Source organism: Streptomyces xinghaiensis S187 (assembly GCF_000220705.2).
Classification (GTDB): domain Bacteria; phylum Actinomycetota; class Actinomycetes; order Streptomycetales; family Streptomycetaceae; genus Streptomyces; species Streptomyces xinghaiensis.
Genome location: NZ_CP023202.1, coordinates 5846202 through 5863311 on the forward strand (window position 1 = coordinate 5846202; position 17110 = coordinate 5863311).

Genomic DNA, 17110 nt, shown 5'->3' on the forward strand with positions numbered 1-17110 from the left:
TCCCGCCGCCACCGTCCACCGCCCCGCCCGGGGCCGCACCCGGCGCGGGGCGGAGGCGTGCCCGGGTCCGCCCCGGCCGGTGACCGGGCGCTGAGACCGGTTCGCGGGCCCGTAGCCGGACCGGTTAGCGTTCGGTCATGACCGATGCAGCCACCACCCGTAAGACCGGCGCGGCCGCCGCCGGGCTCGCCACCCTCGCCGCCGACGGCACCGTCCTCGACACCTGGTTCCCGGCACCCGAGCTCATCGCCGAGCCCGGCCCGGCCGGGACCGAGCGGCTGACCCCGGAGCGTGCCGCCGAACTGCTGGGCGAGTCCGCACCCAAGGCGCTGGGCCCCGATCCGCGCCGCGGCGTCGAGGTGATCGCCGTCCGAACCGTCATCGCCTCGCTCGACGACAAGCCGGCCGACGCCCACGACGCCTACCTGCGGCTGCATCTGCTCAGCCACCGCCTGGTCCAGCCGCACGGCCAGAACCTCGACGGGATCTTCGGCCTGCTGGCCAACGTCGCCTGGACGAGCCTCGGCCCGGTCCCCGTCGACCAGGTCGAGACGGTCCGGCTCGCGGCCCGCGCCGAGGGGCTGCACCTCGCCGTCACCAGCGTCGACAAGTTCCCCCGCATGACCGACTACGTCGCCCCGGCGGGCGTCCGGATCGCCGACGCCGACCGGGTGCGCCTCGGCGCCCACCTCGCCGCCGGCACCACCGTGATGCACGAGGGCTTCGTCAACTTCAACGCCGGCACGCTGGGCCACTCCATGGTCGAGGGACGGATCAGCGCGGGTGTGGTCGTCGGCGACGGCTCCGACATCGGCGGCGGCGCCTCGATCATGGGCACGCTCTCCGGCGGCGGCAAGCAGGTCATCTCCATCGGCGAGCGCTGCCTGCTCGGCGCGGAGGCGGGCATCGGCATCGCCCTCGGCGACGACTGCGTCGTCGAGGCCGGCCTCTACGTCACCGCGGGCACCCGCGTCAGCCTGCCGGACGGCAGCATCGTCAAGGCCGTGGAGCTCTCCGGCGCCCACAACCTCCTCTTCCGCCGCAACTCCACCACCGGCAAGGTCGAGGCCCTCCAGCGCACCGGCTCCTGGGGCGGCCTGAACGCGGCCCTGCACAGCAACGACTGACCGGCGGCAGCCGTCACGGCCCATGCCATACGGGCCCGTGCGGCCCCCTGAATCACGGGGACCGCACGGGCCGTGGGCGGGGCCGTCCTCAAGACCCCTGGCGGGGCGGTGACGCCGATGGCGCGAGTTGCGGCCGGGGCCCGCACCGGCGGCCCGTCTCAGCGCAGGTGGTCGACGAACGTGCTCCAAGCGGACCGGCTGAAGCAGATCACGGGGCCGCCGGGGCGCTTACTGTCCCGGACCGGGACGGTGCCGGGTATGTTGCCGGCGACCTCTACGCACTCGTTGTTGCCGCCGCTGTACGTGCTGCTGCGCCACCTCACGGCCGGCAGGTCCGGCATGCTGCGGTGTGCGTTCTTCATGATCTGTGCTCCCTGGCCCGGCGTTGGATGACGGCGAGGGACTCCACCGGAGACAGCGCGGTCGTGCGAGCGGCGTCGAACAGCTCCCGGTACCGGGCGACTTCCGCCTCTCGTTCGAACCACATCGAGCCGGTCGGGTTGTCCGCCAGCACTACGTCGAGCGCCCCGTCCTCGGGAAAGCCCAGCACTACATATGGGCCGAACATACTCGCATGCGCTCCCCGGGAGAACGGCAGCACCTGGAGCGTCACGTTCGGACGCTCGGAGGCGGTCAGGAGGTGCCGCAGTTGCGCGCTCATGACCTCCGGACCGCCGACCTGTTGGACGAGAACGGCTTCCGAGAGAACGGCCCAGAAATGCAGCGGGGAATCGCCGGTCAGGCGTTCCTGGCGGGCCAGGCGTACCTGGACGAACTTCTCGATCTCGTCCGCCGTCTGCCACTGCCGTGAGGCCACGGTGACGGCCCGGACGTAGTCGGGCGTCTGGAGCAGGCCGGGGACGAGCTGGGCCTGGAAGGTGCGGATCGAGCCCGCCATGGCCTCCAGAGCGATGTAGTCGCGGTACGTGTCGGCGAGTACCGGGCCGTACTGGTTCCACCACCCTTCTCTGCGGCGCCGGTTGGCCTTCCGGGCCAGGGTGCTCAACCGCGTCCGCAGCTCGGGGTCCGACACCTCGTATGCCTGAAGCATCGCCGTCAGATCGGGCAACCGGACGGTGACCCGGCCGTTCTCGATACGGCTGATCTTGCCCTTCGTGCAGTCGAGCGCTTCCGCCGCCTGCGATGTGGTCAATGCGGCTGCTTCCCGCAAACGGCGCAACTCGTCCCCGAGTTGGCGGCCCAGGACAGTCGATGGATTCGGAGTGGCGCTTTTCGCGAGCATGCGAACACCTTTAGCAGAGCGGTGACTTGCGGGGATGGGCGTTAACCCGGAAGAGCGAACATTGGCATCATTTCAGTCGTCAACGTTGCAGATGCGCTTGATGCGCCTACATTCTGCCGGACATGGACACCGGCTCCACCCCGCCTCAAATGAGCGTCAGCGGTGGGGACTCCGGTGGAACGTCGAGCATCAGGGGGCTGCCATGGCAGCAATGCGCAACGAACTCGTCTTCCGGCTCTCCCGCCGGCGCAGCAGCGTCCCCAGAGCGCGGGCGCTGCTGCACGCGCTGCTGGGTGACTGGGGTGTCGGTGAAGAGGCCGCGGATACGGCCGAGTTGGTGCTGTCGGAGCTGGTGACCAACGCCCTGTGCGTCCGCGCGCCGAAGGACCGGCAGGTGGGGGTCCGCATCGTGCGGGCGGAGGCGGACGGGCTGCTGCGGCTGGAGGTCAGCGATGCCGGAACCGGCACACCGGAGATCCGCAGCCCCGCAGCGGACGAAACCGGCGGACGCGGCCTGCTGCTCGTGGAAACCCTCTCCCACCGCTGGGGTGTGCGGCGGCGCGAAGGCGGAATCGGCAAGACCGTCTGGGCCGAGGTCAAGGCTCCGGGCCTCGCGCCGCGTCCCGGCGCCGGTACGGAGGTCGCGGCGGTGGCCGTCCGGGCGGGCCGGCAGGTCCGCGTGCGGGGCGCCTGGCGTACCGTCCGCGACGTCCGCGCCGAGCCCTGTGCCTCCGGCGGGCTCGTGGTGACCTTTGCCCTGGACACGGGCCCGGCGCTGTGCCTGAGCGCGGCCGAACCGCTGACCGTACGCGACGGTGCCGATGCGGCCTCGCCGACTGACTGACGTCAACGGTCGTGTTCGGGAGGGGCCGGCCCGCCGGGCGTCACCACGCACATGGCCGGACGGGCCCGCGGCCGATGCACCCGGCGCCGCAGTTCCGCGCCCCAACCCGGCCGAGCGGCACGGCTGTTCCGCCCCCTGGCGCGGGACGGGGCACGATACTCGGCACATGACCTCGATCTACCGCAGCACGGCGGGCCGGGAATGCGTCCAGCGCTGGTGCCTCGACCGGCTCGCCGCGTGGCCGGTGCCGCACGAACGGAAGACGGTGACGGCCAAGGGGGCGCCGACCCATGTGGTCCTCGCCGGCTCCGGCGCGACGACGGTCGTGTTCGTCCCGGGCACCAACTTCAACGCCGCCGCGTCGCTGCCGCTGGCCACCGCCCTGGCCGCCGCCGGCCACCGGGTGCTGCTGGTGGACGTCCCGGGCCAGCCCGGACTCAGCTCCGGCGACCGTCGTCCGGCCGGCGGCCGGCTGTCCTGGTACGGGGCGTGGCTGGGCGAGGTGATCGAGAAGTTCTCGCCGGAGCCGGTGGCGGTGATGGGGCACTCCTTCGGCGCCGCCATCGCCCTGTCCAGCGACTCCGCCCGGATCGGCCGGCTCGTCCTGGTCTCTCCCGGCGGGCTGACCCGGCTGAGGCTGACCCCCACCGTGCTGGCCGCCTCCACCGCCTGGTTCCTGCGGCCCGCGCCGTCGCACAGCGCCCGGCTCCTGCGCACGATGCTCGCACCCGGCCACGCGCCCCGCGAGGAAGTGGTGGACTGGATGACCCTGGTCGCCCGGCATGTGCGCTCCAGCGGGGCACCCGGCGCCGCCGCCCTGCCCGCACGGCCGGTTCCCCGCCTGGTGGTCACGGGGGAGCACGATGTCTTCCTTCCCCCCGGGCGGCTCGGCCCGGCGGTGCGCGCCACCCTCGGCGTGGAGTTGGGCGTGGTCCCCGGGGCCGGGCACCTGGTGGTCGAGGAACGCCCCGGCCACCTGGCCGCCCTGCTGGACCAACCGGGCCGTCCCGCCTCCGGCACCCCTGCGGCGTAGGCCGGGGGTGCCGTCCGCCCCGGCCGCCCCGGCCGGAAGATGGATTCGACCGTGCCCTGCCGTCCGTCCCGCTCCATGCCCCTGGCCACGGGGACATGCTCGTACTGCCCGTACCGGTCGCCGTGTCGGCCCGGCCGGGGCGGCGGATGCCCGGGGGCCGGGAGAGCTTCCCGTCCCGGGTCACCGCCCCTCCGTGGCGGTGACCCGGGACGCCGCGGTCAGGGGCGGAAGCGGAGGACCTGGGGGTCGTGGTCGCTCGCCTGGTCGGCGAACTCCGCGTTGATGTGGACGATGTCGTAGTCCGCGTGGCGGATCGCGCGGCTGGTCAGCATGTGGTCCAGCACCTGCGAGTTGCCGTTGTAGACGTAGCCGTAGCGCTCGTCGCGCGGCAGGCGGTCCACCAGGTCGGTGAGGATCCGGCCCCGGTCGGTGAGGGCTTCCACGGTCGGCGAGAAGTCGAAGTCGTTGATGTCGCCGGCGACCACGACCTTCGCCTTGCGGTCCAGCTCCAGCAGCGACTTCACCCAGCCGCCCACCAGCTTCGCCTGGGCGATCCGCTGGGTCTCCGAGGAGCGCGCCGGGGGCTGGAAGCGGCCGTCGAGCGCCTGGTCGCCGCCCTTGCTGGCGAAGTGGTTGGCGACGACGAAGACCGGTTCGCCGCGGAAGCGGAACTCGGCCGCGAGGGGCTTGCGGCTGTCGTCCCAGGCGGCGTTCTCCGGGCGGACGCGGCCGGGGTTGGCGGAGAGGCCCACCTCGCCGTCCGCGCCGCGCAGCGGGACGGCGGACGTGGTGGCGTCACCGCCCGGGACGTCGGGGAAGGAGACCCGCTCGGGGTTGTAGAGGAAGGCCACCCGGATGTTGCCGCCGGGCTGGCCGCCGTCCTCGTCGTCGGCCGGGTCGATCTGGCGCCACGCGTACGAGGGCCCGCCCGCGGCGGCGATGGCCTCGGTCAGCTTCCGCAGTGTGGCGTCGGCGCTCACCACCGCGTCATTCGTCGGGCCGTTGTCGTCCTGGACCTCCTCCAGGGCGACGATGTCGGGCGAGGCGAGGTTGTGGACCAGGGCCTCGGCGAGCCGGGTGAACTTCTCGTCCGGGTTCTTCGGGGAGAGGTTCTCCACGTTGTACGTGGCAACGGACAGTTCGCCGGCCCGCTGCGGCCGGGTCCGCTCCCGGTCCGGGCCGCTGTCCTCCAGTGTTCCCAGTTCGGTGGCCTGGAGCTCGTAGCCGCCGAACTGGTCGTAGTCCAGGGGGCCGGCGGTAGTGCCGGTGAGCCGGTCGCCGACATCGGCCTGCGGGAACGGCCGTTCGGCGAAGGGGATGAGGGAGGCGACCTTCAGCCGGGCGCCGTTCTGGTCGCGGTACGAGGCGTAGAGCGTGCCGCCGCGCGCGGTGGGGTTCTCGCGCGGATCGGCCGTCACCCACAGTTCGTTGTAGCGGCTGGAGGGGCCGACGACGCCGGCGTCGGAGACCTGGACGCGCATGCCCTCCAGCGACTCGTGGCGGTCCAGCGCGTAGCGGTGCGGACGGAGCGGAAGGTGCTCGATGCTGCCGCCGCCGCGCGCCTCGGGGGCGTAACGGTTCGGCACCGAGGCGCCGTTGAGCCGGAAGGCGGCGGGGAGGGCGTTGCCGGAGGAGTCCACCGTCCAGGTGGCGCCGGAGATCTGGGTGACGGACTGGAGTCCGGCGTCCCGGCCGCCCGGGTAGTACTCGCCGACGGTGCCGGAGACCAGCACCGCGTCGCCCACCGCGACGGCCGGGGTCTTCGAGCCGGTGAAGACGAACACGCCCTCGCTGGTGGCCGGGTCGCGGTCCGGCCGCGGGTCCTGCACCCAGAAGCCGCGCGCGGAGCCGAAGGCGCGGACCGCGGTGACCACGCCGGGGACGTCGGTGACCCGCTCGCCGTCGTACGGGGAGAGGCGGGTGTTCCCCTGGATGTCGTGGATGCGCGGCTGCGCGGCCTCGGCCTGCTGCGGCGCGGCCAGCAGTCCGGCCGCGAGCGCGGTGGCGGCCAGCGTGCCCAGCGCGGCGGTGCGGCGGAGCGGTCGGGCGGCGGCGGGCGGGGCTATCGGGTCCATCGGTTCTCCGGAGGGTGAGGTCGGACGGGCAGAGGTCCGCCGCCCGGCGGTCGTGCGCGGGACGGGCGGGATCCACGCCGCCTGATGGGAGGCGGGGGAACGGGAGTTCGGCACCCGCACTGTTTCTACGCGCGTCAATCTCCGGCGTGCGCACCCCCGTTGTCAAGGGACCGCCGGTGTACACGGGCGGACGCCGCGGTGAACCGGACCGGAAGCGCTCATATCGGTCTAGGCTTTGTGCGGCGCGCCCGACGCGGGCGGTGCGGACCCCAGCATCCCGAGGAGAAGTCGCCCATGCCCGGAGACCGTTCCGTCATGCCGCCGCTCCGGCTGCCCTCCGAGGCCGAACTCGCGCGCCAGGCACTGACGGCACCCCTCCTCGCCCGCGCCGTGCGGCTCGCCCGCCGCCCGGCGGACGGGGTGCCGGTGGCAGCGGACGGGCAGCCGGAACGCACCGAACTCCTTCGTTTGGCCGGGGAGTTGGGACTCGACGGCGACGCGGACGGGCTCGCGGCCACCCGCGCGGCATGGCGGCTCGCCGCCGCCACCGGCCTGCTGCGGACTGCCGGGAAGGGCGGCGCGGACGCCGGGACACCGGCCGGCGCGGGGCGGGCGGGCGCGGCAGGCATGGGCCTGCGGGCCGTCCCCGGCGAGAAGGCCGCCCGGATCACCGGCGGGAGCCCGCGCGAGATCCTGGAGCTCTGGCGGAGCGGGCTGGAGACCGTGCTCGCGGAGGCGGAGGCGGAGGCGGAGGCGGAAGCGGGGAACGGAACGGGGCACGGGACGCGGACCGGCACCGGCGCAGGGACCGGAACAGGGCCAGCGGGTACCGGCACGGGCACCGGGACTGCCAAGGGGGCGGCCCCCGCAGGCGCGAACGCGGCCGCCGTGAACGGCGCCGGGGCCGGCGCCCCCACCGCCGCCCCGGGCCGCCCCTCCGGCGGGGCCGCCGGGAGACTCGGCCGCGTCCTCGCCGCGCTCTACGCCCTCACCGCCCTGGAGGGCCGCGCCCTCGGCGACCCCGGGCGGAGCTTCGTACCGCTGCCCGCGCTCGCCGCCACGGTCATCGTGCCCGAGGGCATGACGGAACCCACCGACGCCGTACTGGAGGAGGTGTCGGAGGAGGTCATGCGGCTGGACCACCGCTTCCGGCTGCTGGAGCCCCTCGGGCTCGTCGAGTACCGGCCCGTCGACGCGAGCCTCATCGAGGAGCTGGACGGGAACGGGGACGGGGCGGTGGCCGAAGCGGGGGCCGGCGAACCGGCGGACGGCACGGTCACCGCGGACGGCACGGTCACCGCTGTCGCAACGGACGCCGTCGCTCCGGCCGTTGCCGGGCACGCCGCTCCGGCCGGCGGCCGGGACGACGCCGCCGCCCGCTACGGCATGGTCCGGCTGACCGCTCTCGGCGCCCACGGCGTGCGCGCCCGTCTGCTCGACGCGGGCATCACCGCGCCGCTCACCGGGGACCTCGCCGGACAGGGTGCGGAAACCCTGCTGGACACCGTCACGGGATACCCCGAGGCCGCGGCCCGGGACGAGGTCGAGGAGTGGCTGGAGCGGCGCGATCCCGTCGCCGCCGCCCGGGAACTCCTCGCCGCGGGCCGGGGCGACGACCCGGCCGCGCCGCTGCGCCGGCTCGGCTGCCAGCAGGCCTTGGCCCTGATCGGCCCGGAGGCCGAGCCCGCGCTGCGCGAGGTGCTGGACGACCGGCACCTCGGCGGGCTCGCCCGGGTCTGGCTGGCGGAGCACGGGGCGAGGGGGGTGCCGGAGCCCTCGGAGGAGATGGTCTTCTGGCTGACCGTTGACACCCTCGCGGCCCAGCTCGGCGCGGACGGCGACTCCGCCGAACTGGAGGAGCTGGTCCTCGGGCTGGTCGGGCGGCACGGCGCCTTCTTCGACACGGCCTGGCGGGTGGACCACCCGGCGACCGGGGAGGTCCTGGAGGCGATGGGGCGGCTGCACCCCGACCGCGCGGTGGCCAAAGCGGCCCGCCAGGCGGCGTACAAGGCGCGCTCGCGGGGGCGTTGACCGGTCTCCCTCGCGCGGGGTGCCCGGGGGATGCTCTCGCCGGCCGGCGGGACCCCGTCTTCCGGCCGCCGGATCGCGCAATGGACGAACGGCCGTCGGGCGGTGTTCAACCGGTGTTCGGCGGGGCCGGGCACCGTGGTTCCCGTAGCGCAGGGATCGATCCGGCCACGCAGGAGATGAAGATGCCGCTCACCCGCAGGGATTTCGCGAGAGGGTCCGCCTACACCGGTGCGGGCGTGGTGCTCGCCGGCAGCGTCGGCGTGCTGGCCGGTGCGCCCGACGCCATCGGCATCGGCGGCGGGGACGAGGAGTCCCGGACGGCCGGGACCGCCGGCGCCGACCGGCAGCACCCCCCGCGCGGGGTCGGCTACGGGCCGCTGCGGGACGACCCCGAGGGCATCGTCGCGCTGCCCGAGGGCTTCTCGTACCGCGTCATCTCCCGCACCGGCGTCACCGAACTGGAGTCCGGCGAGCCCACCCCCTCGAACCACGACGGCACCGCCGCCTTCGCCGGTCCGCGCGGCGCCACCCTGCTCGTCGTCAACCACGAGATCGACGGCCCGCGCGAGGAGACAGCGCACCCCGTTCCGCTCGCCGACGGCCTGGTCTACGACCCCGCGGCGCCCGGCGGCTGCACCGTCGTCGAGGTGCGCCGCGGCGGCGAGGTCGCCCAGTGGGTCGGCATCGCCGGCACCTCCGACAACTGCTCCGGCGGCCGCACCCCCTGGAACACCTGGCTGACCTGCGAGGAGAACTCCGACCGGGCCGGCGAGAACGGGATGACCAAGGACCACGGCTATGTCTTCGAGGTCGATCCCCTCGACCGGCGTGCCAACCGCGCACCCCGGCCGGTCAAGGCCCTGGGCCGCTACGACCACGAGGCCGTCGTCGTCGACCCGCGGCGCGGCCACATGTACCTGACGGAGGACGACGACGAGCCCAACGGCCTCTTCTACCGCTGGGTCCCGCCGAAGGGTTTCGAACACGGCCGCGGCCGGCTCCGTACCCTGGCCGACGATGCCGGCGTCCTCCAGGCGCCCAAGTGCTATGACTCCGGCGGGCGTTTCGTCGACGACCTCTCCCGGGCCACCCGGGCGGGCACCGTCTACGGCGTCGACTGGGTGGACGTGCCCGACCGCGACGCCCGCACCGTCCCCGTGCGCAAGCAGTTCGAGGACGGAGGCGTCACCCGGGGCCGCAAGCTGGAGGGCATGTGGTGGGCCGACGGCGGGGCGTACTTCGTCTCCTCCTACGCCCGCGAGGAGAGCCCGGGCCGGCCGCACGACGGCCAGGTCTGGTTCTACGACCCCCGGCGCCGGACCCTCACCCTCAAGGTCATCCTCGGCGTCAACACCAAGCCCTTCGAGGACGGCGCGTTCGACGGCCCTGACAACATCACCGTCTCGCCGTACGGCGGGCTGATCATCGCCGAGGACGGCGAGGGCATCCAGCACCTCTTCGGCGCCACGGAGAGCGGCCGGATGTACCCGATCGCCCGGAACGAGGTGAACGTCGGCACCGCGGAGGAGCCGGAGTACAGCGAGTTCACCGGTGTGGTCTTCTCCCCCGACGGCAAGACGCTGTACGCCAACATCCAGGAGCCCGGGATCATGCTCGCCATCACCGGCCCCTGGCGCCGGCAGCCCCGCTGACACCACCGCGCCCCCGGCCCGGTGCGGCGCCACGGGCCCGGGGCGCGCGGATGCCCGGCCCGGACGCCGCCGTGCCCGACGCGGCCCGGCCCCGCGTCCGGCCCCCGAACCCCGGGCGCCCGGCCCCGCCGGGGGCTCCGCCGCGGTCCCGCACCCGCTCCGGGCACGGGCCGGGCGTCCGGGTCACCACGACGGGACGGCGCACGGCGCACGGCGGGTGACGGGACGGCGGGCGGCGCCGGCGACCGCCCGCCGTACGGCCCCTACAGCGCCTTGGCGCCCGGCTTCACCATGCCCCGGACCGTGCGGGAGTCGACGTACTCGCCCATCGCCGTCATCTCCCACTCACCCGAGAACTGCCGGATGAGCTTGCACATCATCACGCCCGTGCGGGGCTCCGCCCCCGTCAGGTCGAAGCGCACCAGCTCCTGGCCCGCGCCGTCCAGCAGCCGGCAGTACGCCTTGGAGACCTCGGTGAACTTCTGCCCGGAGAAGGAGTTCACCGTGAACACCAGCCCGGTGACCTGCGGTGGCACATCGCCCAGGTGGACGGTGATCGCCTCGTCGTCACCGCCGCCCTCGCCGGTGAGGTTGTCACCGGAGTGCTGGATGACGCCGTTCAGGATGGTGAGCTTGCCGAAGTAGCAGGCGTCGATCTTCTTGCGGTCCGGGCCGTAGGCGATCACGGAGGCGTCGAGGTCGATGTCCTTGCCCCGGTAGGCCGGCTCCCAGCCGAGGCCCATCCGCACGGAGGTCAGCAGCGGGCGGCCGCCCTTCACCAGGGAGACCGTCTGGTTCTTCTGCAGGCTGACCCGGCCCTTGTCCAGGTTGATCTTCCCGGTTCCTGGAGCGGCGGGGGCCGCGGGCGGGGCCGCCGGAGCGGCCGGGGCCGGAGCCGCCGGCATCGCGGGCGCGGCCGGAGGCGGGGGCGGGGGAGCCGTGGCGGCGGCCGGCGGGGGAGCCGGCTGGGCGGCCGGGGCGGCGGGCTCCTCCACGCTCACCCCGAAGTCCGTGGCGATGCCCGCCAGTCCGTCGGCGTATCCCTGTCCGACGGCCCGCACCTTCCAGGCGCCGCCCCTGCGGTACACCTCGGCGACGACGAGGGCGGTCTCCGGGCCGAGGCGCGGCGGTGTGAACGTGGCGAGCACCGAGCCGTCGTCGGCGTTGCGGACCGTGGCCGTCGGCTCCGTGCCGGCGAACGTCGCCCCCGGGGCGTCGAGGCTGGCCGTCACCACCACCTTGTCGATCCCGGCCGGTACGGCGCCGGTGTCCACGGTGATGGTGTCGGGGGCGCCGCCGCCACCGCCGCGGTGGGTCACCCCCGGGGCGCTGGGCTGGTTGTAGAAGACGAAGTCCTCGTCGGAACGGACTTTTCCGTCGGAGGTCAGGAGCAGGCCCGATACGTCGAGCCGCGCCGGTGCGGTGACGTCCACCGCCACACGGGGGACGGAGAGAGGGATGTTCGAGCCGGGGGTCATAGCGGTCATGCCGGGGTAACGATCGGCCCGGCTTTACGGTTCCATTACCCGACCCGTCCGGCGGGGCGCGGGGGTTCCCGGCGGTCCCGCTCCCGTCCGCGGCGGGCAACCGCGGACAGCCCGCCGTGGGGGAACGGGCACCGAACGGGCATCCCGGTCCGCCGTCCGGGCACCGGCCGCGGCGGCCGCACCCGCGTCCCACCAGGTCGAACCGTTCCGGAAGTCTTCCGGGAACGGGCACAGACGGGCAGGATCGGCTTCGGAAGGAACCTGGCCGGGCCCTTGCGCGCACTGTACAAATCTCCTCACGGCCCGCACGGGCACACCTGCTCCGGGAGACCCCCGGGGGGGACGGGCCGGGCGAGTGGAGGAGGTGCGCCGGTGAACGCCGAGGAACGGCAGCGGGAGATCGTCGCCCTGGCCCGGGACACGGGTGCGGTGGAGGTCACCCGGCTCGCCGAGAAACTGGCCGTCGCGAAGGAGACCATCCGCCGAGACCTGCGGGTCCTGGAGGACCACGGCCTGGTGCGCCGTACCCATGGCGGCGCCTACCCGGTGGAGACACCGGGGTTCGAGACGACGCTCGCCTTCCGCGCCACCCTGCACGTGCCCGAGAAGCGGCGGATCGCCGCCGCGGCGGCGGAGCTGCTCGGCGAGGCCGAGACGCTCTTCGTCGACGAGGGCTTCACCCCGCAGCTCATCACCGAGGCGCTGCCCCGGGACCGCCCGCTGACCGTCGTGACCACCTCCCTGGCCACCGCCAGGACGCTGGCCGGACGGGACAACTTCACCGTGCTCCTGCTGGGCGGCCGGGTGCGCGGCGGCACCCTGGCCACGGTCGGCCACTGGGCGACCCGGATGCTCTCCGGATTCGTCATCGACCTGGCGTTCCTCGGAGCCAACGGCATCTCCCGGCTCCATGGCCTGACCACACCCGACCCGGTGGTCGGCGAGGTCAAGGCGACCGCCGTACGGGCGGCACGGCGCCGGATCTTCGCCGGTGTGCACACCAAGTTCGGAGCCGTGGGCTTCTGCCGCTTCGCGGAGGTCTCCGACTTCGAGGCGATCGTCACCGGCACCGCCCTGCCGTCCTCCGAAGCCCACCGCTACTCCCTCCTGGGGCCGCAGGTCATCCGCGTGTGACCGGCGCGGTCACCGGCCGCGCGCCCCGGAACCACCCCGCACACCCCCGGACCGGCACACCGCCGGCCACAGACCGTCCGCGATCCACCCACCGCCGGCGGTACGGCACCGCACACCCGCGCACCCGTCACTCCACCCTCTCCAGCCCCTCCGCTCCCCGCTACCCCCGCCACCCCGACACCCACCACCCCCTCAACCGCCCTCACCCCGCCCACGGCAAGGAGCCCGACATGCGACGCAGAACCATCCGCACCCCGGTAAGCACCCTGATCGCCACCGCCGTGGCCGGAAGTCTCCTGGCGGCCTGCGCCGGGGCCGGCGGCACGGCCTCGGAGGACGGCTCGATCAACGTACTGATGGTCAACAACCCGCCGATGACCGAGCTGCAGAAACTCACCGCCGAGCACTTCACCAAGGAGACCGGCATCGAGGTCAACTTCACGGTGCTGCCCGAGAACGACGTCCGCGACAAGATCAGCCAGGACTTCTCCAACCAGGCGGGCCAGTACGACGTCGCCACCATCAGCAACTACGAGGCGCCGATCTACGCCGGCAACGGCTGGCTGCACGCCCTCGACTCCTACGTGGCCGAGGACGAGGCGTTCGACCAGGACGACGTCCTGGAGCCGATGCGGCTCTCGCTCACCGGCGAGGACGGCAAGCTCTACGGCCAGCCCTTCTACGGCGAGTCGTCCTTCCTGATGTACCGCCGGGACGTCTTCGACAAGCACGGGCTGTCCATGCCCGAGAAGCCCACCTGGCAGGAGGTCGCGGACCTCGCCGCGGAGGTGGACGCCGAGGAGAAGGGCATGAAGGGCATCTGCCTGCGCGGACTGCCCGGCTGGGGCGAGGTCATGGCGCCGCTGACCACGGTCGTCAACACCTTCGGCGGCACCTGGTTCGACGAGGACTGGAACGCCCGGCTCACCTCCCCCGAGTTCACCGAGGCCACCGAGTTCTACGTGGACCTGGTGCGCGAGCACGGCGAGGCGGGCGCCGCCCAGGCCGGGTACGCCGAGTGCCTGAACAACATGACCCAGGGCAAGACGGCCATGTGGTACGACGCCACCGCCGGCGCCGGATCGCTGGAGGCCGGCGACTCCCCCGTGAAGGGCAAGATCGGTTACGTGCCCGCGCCGGTGGAGGAGACCGAGAGCTCCGGCTGGCTCTACACCTGGGCGTGGGGGGTGCAGAAGGCCTCGGAGAACGCCGGCGACGCCTGGAAGTTCATCTCCTGGGCCTCCGGCAAGGAGTACGAGGAGCTGGTCGGCGAGGAGATCGGCTGGACCAACGTACCGGCCGGGAAGCGCGCCTCCACCTACGAGCGCCCCGAGTACCGCAAGGCGGCCGGAGCCTTCTCCGAGGTGGCCCGGACCGCCATCTCCGGCGCCGACCCGCGCGACCCGGGCGTGCAGAAGCGGCCCGCGCCCGGCATCCAGTTCGTCGGCATACCCGAGTTCACCGACCTGGGCACCAAGGTCTCCCAGGAGATCAGCGCGGCCATCGCCGGACGCAAGTCGGTGAAGCAGGCGCTGGCCGCCTCGCAGCGGCTGGCCGAGGCCGTCGGCAAGGAGTACCGGAACAAATGACGGGACAGCTCACCGCGGCCTCCCCGCCGCCCGCCGCCTCCCCGCCCCGGGCGCCCGCCCGGGCCCCGGCCGCCTCCGGGCGGCTGCGGGCCTGGGCCACCCGCGCCCCCCTGCTGCCCGCCCTGGTCTTCCTGATCGCCGTCACCCAGCTCCCGTTCGCGGCGACGCTCTTCATCTCCGTGTTCGACTGGTACGCACTCGACCCCGGCGGCCGGGAGTTCACCGGGCTGTCCAACTACGGCACGGTGCTCTCCGACCCGCGGCTGCGGTCCTCCGTCGTCACCACGGTGGTGCTCACCGTGTCCGTGGTGCTGGCGAGCCTGCTCCTGGGGCTCGGCCTGGCGCTGCTGCTGGACCGGTCCTTCCGCGGCCGGGGCGTGGTGCGCACGATGCTCATCGCCCCCTTCCTGATCGTTCCCGTCGCCGCCGCGCTGCTGTGGAAGCACGCCCTCTACAACCCGGAGTACGGGCTGTTCAACGGCGCCCTCGCCTGGCTGGGCGGGCTCTTCGGGGTGGACGACCCCGTCCAGCCCGACTGGCTCTCCGACATGCCGCTGCCCGCGGTGGCGGCCTCCCTGGTGTGGCAGTGGACGCCGTTCATGATGCTCATCCTGCTGGCGGGGCTGCAGAGCCGGCCGCTGGAGACGGCCGAGGCGGCCCGGCTGGACGGCGCCGGCTCCTGGCAGGTCTTCCGCTATCTGACGCTGCCGCACCTGCGGCGCTATCTGGAACTGGGGGCGCTGCTGGGCTCGATCTACATCGTCCAGCACTTCGACGCGGTGTTCACCCTCACCGCCGGGTCGCTGGGCACCGCCAACCTGCCGTACACGATCTACCACACCTTCTACAAGGCCCATGAGTACGGCCTCGCCTCGGCCGCGGGGGTGCTGGTCGTCATCGGCTCGATCGCCATCGCCGTCTTCGCCCTGCGCGTGGTCTCGTCCCTGTTCAGCGAGGAGGTGTCCGGGTCATGACCGCCCCCGCTCCCGCCCCCGTCCCCGCCGCGCCCGCCGCGCCGGCGGCGGCGTCCGCCCCCGCCGGGCCGCCAGGCCGTACCGTCCCGCATCCGGCGGTGCGGCGTGCCCGGCGCCGGAACACCGCGCTCGGGATGCTGGCCTGGCTCGCCGGCATCGTGTTCTTCCTGCCGGTCGCCTGGATGACCCTCACCTCCCTGCACTCCGAGGCCGACGCCGCGACCAACCCGCCCTCGCTCGCCGCCCCGCTCACGCTGGAGGGCTACCGCGAGTTCTTCGCCACCGGCGCCGCCGGCCCCTGGCCGTCGCTGGCCAACTCGGCCATGGCGTCGGTCTTCTCCACCGCCGCGGTGCTGCTGCTGGCGTTCCCGGCGGCGTACGCCCTCTCCCTCCGGCCGGTGCGCAAATGGCGGGACGTGCTCTTCTTCTTCCTGTCGACGAAGATGCTGCCGGTGATCGCCGGGCTGCTGCCGGTGTACCTGTTCGCCCGGAACACCGGGCTGCTCGACAACATCTGGCTGCTCGTCCTCCTCTACACCTCGATGAACCTGCCGATCGCGGTGTGGATGATGCAGTCCTTCCTCGCCGAGGTGCCCGCCGCCCTCATCGAGGCCGCGCAGCTCGACGGGGCGCGGCTGCCCACCGTCCTCGGCCGGGTGATCGCCCCGCTCGTGGGGCCCGGCATCGCCGCCACCGCGCTGATCTGCTTCATCTTCAGCTGGAACGAGATGCTGTTCGCCCGGGTCCTCACCGGGGTGACCGCGCAGACCGCGCCGGTCTTCCTGACCGGTTTCATCACCAGCCAGGGGCTGTTCCTGGCCAAGGTGTGCGCCGCCTCCGTCGTCATCTCCCTGCCGGTGCTCGCCGCGGGGTTCGCCGCCCAGGACAAACTCGTTCAGGGCCTGTCTCTGGGAGCCGTCAAATGAGGGCCGCCGTCATCGAATCGCCCGGCAAGGCCGTGCTGGCCACCGTCCCCGACCCCGTCCCCGGGCCCCGGGAGGTGGTCGTCAAGGTTGCCGCCTGCGGGCTGTGCGGAACCGATCTCCACATCATGCAGGGCGAGTTCGCCCCCTCACTGCCGCTGGTGCCGGGGCACGAGTTCGCCGGCGAGGTGGTCGGCACCGGGAGCGCCGTCAGCGAGCTGAAGGCCGGTGACCGGGTGGCGGTGGACCCCTCGCTGTACTGCCAGGAGTGCCGCTACTGCCGCACCGGCCGCAACAATCTGTGCGACCGGTGGGCCGCCATCGGCGTGTCCGCGGCGGGCGGCGCGGCCGAGTACGCCCTCGCCCCCGCCGCCAACTGCGTGAAGCTCCCGGACCACGTGGGTCTCCAGGACGCCGCGCTCATCGAGCCGCTGTCCTGCGCCGTGCGCGGCTACGACGTGCTGTCGGCGCGCATGGGGGCCCATGTGCTGATCTACGGCTCCGGCACGATGGGCCTGATGATGCTGGAGCTCGCCAAGCGGACCGGGGCCGCGAGCGTCGACGTCGTCGACATCAGCGCCGAACGCCTCGCCACCGCCCGGACGCTGGGCTGCTCGCGCACGGCCGCGGCCGCCGCGGAGTTCGGCCGGCCCGGGGGCTGGGACGTCGTCATCGACGCCACCGGCAACGCGGCGGCGATCCAGGACGGCCTGGGACGGGTCGCCAAGGCCGGCACCTTCCTGCAGTTCGGGGTCGCCGACTACGCCACGACCGCCGTCATCGAGCCGTACCGGATCTACAACCAGGAGATCACCATCACCGGCTCGATGGCCGTCCTGCACAGCTACGAGCGCGCCGCGGAGCTCTTCGCGGCCGGCGTCATCGACCCCGGAGTCTTCATCAGCGACCGGATGCCGCTGGAGAGTTACCCGGAGGCGCTGGAGCGGTTCGCGGCGGGGGAGGGCCGGAAGATCGTGGTCGTGCCGTGACGCCGCGGG

The 17110-nt window shown here is 73.6% G+C and carries 14 protein-coding genes; 10 read left to right on the forward strand and 4 right to left on the reverse strand.

Annotated elements, in window-relative coordinates; translation table 11 throughout:
* Positions 1-137: 137 nt before the first annotated feature.
* Positions 138-1127, forward strand: coding sequence for a 2,3,4,5-tetrahydropyridine-2,6-dicarboxylate N-succinyltransferase (dapD, locus tag SXIN_RS24935; RefSeq protein WP_019709592.1), 990 nt, complete (start codon positions 138-140; stop codon positions 1125-1127).
* A 158-nt stretch (positions 1128-1285) separates the two neighbouring features.
* On the opposite strand, the gene SXIN_RS24940 is transcribed toward dapD, so the two are convergent.
* The gene (locus tag SXIN_RS24940; protein ID WP_019709593.1) at positions 1286-1489 is read right to left on the reverse strand and encodes a DUF397 domain-containing protein; all 204 of its coding nucleotides are present in this window, start codon (positions 1487-1489) and stop codon (positions 1286-1288) included.
* Positions 1486-2370, reverse strand: a complete 885-nt coding sequence (locus tag SXIN_RS24945) for a helix-turn-helix domain-containing protein (RefSeq protein WP_039821849.1) — start codon at positions 2368-2370, stop codon at positions 1486-1488. Before SXIN_RS24945 ends, SXIN_RS24940 begins: the two co-directional genes overlap by 4 nt.
* 202 nt (positions 2371-2572) lie before the next feature.
* Between SXIN_RS24945 and SXIN_RS24950 the strand changes: the two genes are divergently transcribed.
* Complete coding sequence (locus tag SXIN_RS24950; protein ID WP_050930890.1) at positions 2573-3214, forward strand: ATP-binding protein; 642 nt, start codon at positions 2573-2575, stop codon at positions 3212-3214.
* 166 nt (positions 3215-3380) lie between these two features.
* Positions 3381-4247, forward strand: a complete 867-nt coding sequence (locus SXIN_RS24955; RefSeq protein ID WP_019709596.1) for an alpha/beta fold hydrolase — start codon at positions 3381-3383, stop codon at positions 4245-4247.
* Between the two features lie 218 nt (positions 4248-4465).
* Here the strand turns inward: SXIN_RS24955 and SXIN_RS24960 are convergent, their stop codons facing one another.
* Positions 4466-6322 (reverse strand): endonuclease/exonuclease/phosphatase family protein, encoded by a 1857-nt coding sequence (locus SXIN_RS24960; RefSeq protein ID WP_095757558.1) that lies wholly within the window; start codon positions 6320-6322, stop codon positions 4466-4468.
* Positions 6323-6616: 294 nt separating this feature from the next.
* Here SXIN_RS24960 and SXIN_RS31625 point away from each other — a divergent pair, with 294 nt between their 5' ends.
* Both SXIN_RS31625 and SXIN_RS24970 read left to right on the forward strand, forming a co-directional pair.
* On the forward strand, positions 6617-8353 hold the full coding sequence (locus SXIN_RS31625; RefSeq protein WP_192883630.1) for a hypothetical protein: 1737 nt from the start codon (positions 6617-6619) through the stop codon (positions 8351-8353).
* Positions 8354-8535: 182 nt separating this feature from the next.
* Positions 8536-10005 carry an alkaline phosphatase PhoX gene (locus tag SXIN_RS24970; protein ID WP_039821920.1) on the forward strand — a complete coding sequence of 490 codons (1470 nt, stop codon included), beginning with the start codon at positions 8536-8538 and terminating at the stop codon, positions 10003-10005.
* 263 nt (positions 10006-10268) lie between these two features.
* Here the strand turns inward: SXIN_RS24970 and SXIN_RS24975 are convergent, their stop codons facing one another.
* Positions 10269-11483 carry a TerD family protein gene (locus SXIN_RS24975; RefSeq protein WP_095757559.1) on the reverse strand — a complete coding sequence of 405 codons (1215 nt, stop codon included), beginning with the start codon at positions 11481-11483 and terminating at the stop codon, positions 10269-10271.
* A gap of 381 nt (positions 11484-11864) precedes the next feature.
* Here SXIN_RS24975 and SXIN_RS24980 point away from each other — a divergent pair, with 381 nt between their 5' ends.
* The 5 genes from SXIN_RS24980 to SXIN_RS25000 all read left to right on the forward strand — a co-directional run bounded on the left by SXIN_RS24980 (position 11865) and on the right by SXIN_RS25000 (position 17101).
* A complete protein-coding gene (locus SXIN_RS24980; protein WP_019709599.1) occupies positions 11865-12626 on the forward strand; it encodes a DeoR/GlpR family DNA-binding transcription regulator in 762 nt (253 codons plus the stop codon).
* 230 nt (positions 12627-12856) lie between these two features.
* Positions 12857-14215, forward strand: a complete 1359-nt coding sequence (locus SXIN_RS24985) for an ABC transporter substrate-binding protein (protein WP_019709600.1) — start codon at positions 12857-12859, stop codon at positions 14213-14215.
* Positions 14212-15189, forward strand: a complete 978-nt coding sequence (locus SXIN_RS24990) for a carbohydrate ABC transporter permease (RefSeq protein WP_095757560.1) — start codon at positions 14212-14214, stop codon at positions 15187-15189. The genes SXIN_RS24985 and SXIN_RS24990 overlap by 4 nt, the downstream gene beginning before the upstream one ends.
* Complete coding sequence (locus tag SXIN_RS24995) at positions 15186-16115, forward strand: carbohydrate ABC transporter permease (protein WP_095757561.1); 930 nt, start codon at positions 15186-15188, stop codon at positions 16113-16115. Before SXIN_RS24990 ends, SXIN_RS24995 begins: the two co-directional genes overlap by 4 nt.
* A complete protein-coding gene (locus tag SXIN_RS25000) occupies positions 16112-17101 on the forward strand; it encodes a zinc-dependent alcohol dehydrogenase family protein (RefSeq protein WP_019709602.1) in 990 nt (329 codons plus the stop codon). The genes SXIN_RS24995 and SXIN_RS25000 overlap by 4 nt, the downstream gene beginning before the upstream one ends.
* Positions 17102-17110: the final 9 nt, after the last annotated feature.